At 49.2% G+C, this 1,957-nt stretch carries 2 protein-coding genes; both read left to right on the forward strand.

Annotated elements, in window-relative coordinates; translation table 11 throughout:
• Positions 1–390, forward strand: a 390-nt coding sequence (locus GX117_01570; GenBank protein ID NLO32034.1) for a hypothetical protein, incomplete at its 5' end; no start/stop codon positions are given.
• Positions 391–547: 157 nt separating this feature from the next.
• Entirely contained in the window at positions 548–1,270 is a 723-nt protein-coding gene (locus GX117_01575; protein ID NLO32035.1) for a type II secretion system protein, read from the forward strand.
• Positions 1,271–1,957: the final 687 nt, after the last annotated feature.

Below are 1,957 nucleotides of genomic sequence, written 5' to 3' on the forward strand. Positions count from 1 at the left end.
GCTAACGACCAGGGAAGAGCGAAAAAAATCTTCGACGCTATGCCCAATATCTCCATCGATTATGCGCTGATGGAAAAATCCGGTCGGGTGAATGTCATTCCCGGCAATTTTCTCTGGGACGACCTTGGTGCTTGGGATGCGCTGTATCGGACTTTCCCTCAGGACAACCAGGGCAATGTCAGTTACGGCGAGCCGGTATTGCTGGATTGCCGCAATAGCATCGTCTATAATGCTCCGGGGCAGAAGAAGATGGCGGTGGCGGCCGTCGGCTTGGAGGATTTTATCGTGGTGGTCAACGACGACGCGGTGCTGATTGTGCCCAAGGATAAAGCCCAGGATGTGCGCAAAGCGGTAATCGCTTTGCGAGATCGCAATGCCGAACAACTCTGATTGTTGATGAACCTTGAAATCGCGTCGAGAGGAGTTTATTTTTAATAAATTACTTGCAATGACGGAAATCAGATACTATATTCACAGTGGCGAAATAATGACCGGGAATTTCTTTTACTGCGCTTTCTAAAACTTAAATAATTCAGGAGAAACCGTTATGAAAAGGCACAAATTTTTTACTTTGATTGAGCTGTTGGTGGTTATTGCCATTATCGCCATCTTAGCTGGGCTGCTGATGCCGGCTCTAGCCAAGGCGCGGGAACGGGCTCAGCAGGCTGCCTGTTCCAGCAATCTCAAGCAGCTGACTATGGTGGCGACCACGATGTATGTCCAGGACAACGAGCAACGCTTCCCTGCCTGGGTGAATGGGACTGAATCAAGCTACAGTCCACCTAATGGCATCAACGACCGTCCCGGCTACAAGGGCTGGGTGGAAGTGAATAACACTGCCGGTGGAAAGCACGTGAATATCAAGGGCGGCAGTCTGTATCGTTATCTGAAAGATATCCGCGTCTATAACTGCCCGCTGGATCAAACCGAATATAATGCTGACGACAACGCCTGTTCTTACGCCATCAATCAGCGCCTCTTTGGTCGGAAAGTCACTATTGTCAAAGAACCTGCGAATACCATCATCTTTCTCGAGCCCAAGATGAGCGATACTGATAGTATTTCCAACTATGCCGGCTTGTACAGGGTGTGTAAAACTAGCAAGGGTTATGCCTACGATAAAGACGAACTTTTGGGCACCGATAACCATCATCCGATGGCGATGCGCCATAGCGACGGCAATCTCTACGGTTTCACCGATGGGCACATCGCAATCCAGAACTGGGATGACGAAGCCACTTATATCCGAGCCAGGCAGCCCCAGGATTAACTGTAGACAAGGGTGATAATCAACCCTCATACATCTCATAGACATCTCCCACTTCGGCACCGCCTGCTTCCCGGCGGTGCCGTTTTTTCTGTACGCCCGCTATAGGAGATAACTTGATGGTGCAAGTCCATATCCCGGCCTGACAAACAAAAAGTGCATCATCTAAGGCGATGTAAGGCGGATGAGCTTGCCTGACAAAGCAAAATCCAATACTGCCCTCTGTGGCTTTTTGCTATAATCTTAAAAAGTGATTTTACGGAAAATATCTTACCTTTTCAATTTCGCTGGACAAGAAGCCAAAATATACGATGCTGGGAAAAGTGAAATTGGTTATGTCCCTAAAAAGTTGTCTCTGTCCCTCATCAATGCGATTTTACGGGTAAGAAGTCGGAAAAACGTCACAATATGGGACACTGACAAGTGTCATCGGTACAAGGAAGTCTGAATTTGGCTATCTTATTTCCGCCTCGCAGTCTGGAGATTCTTTGTCCTTGAACGGGAATCGATTGACCGCGAGCAAGGAATGTTTAAGCATTTGTCGTTTCCGGCCTTGACAAGCTGTCCCGGAAGGCTAGATTTCCACCGTTTCCTCGATTCTCTGCCGGTGGGGTTTTCCCACCCCACCGGTGGGGGGCCTCCACCCAATAAGGTATAGGCGCGGGCGGGCTTCCCCCAATCAAGCGGGCC

Source organism: Candidatus Hydrogenedentota bacterium (assembly GCA_012523015.1).
Taxonomy (GTDB): Bacteria; Hydrogenedentota; Hydrogenedentia; order Hydrogenedentales; family CAITNO01; genus JAAYBJ01.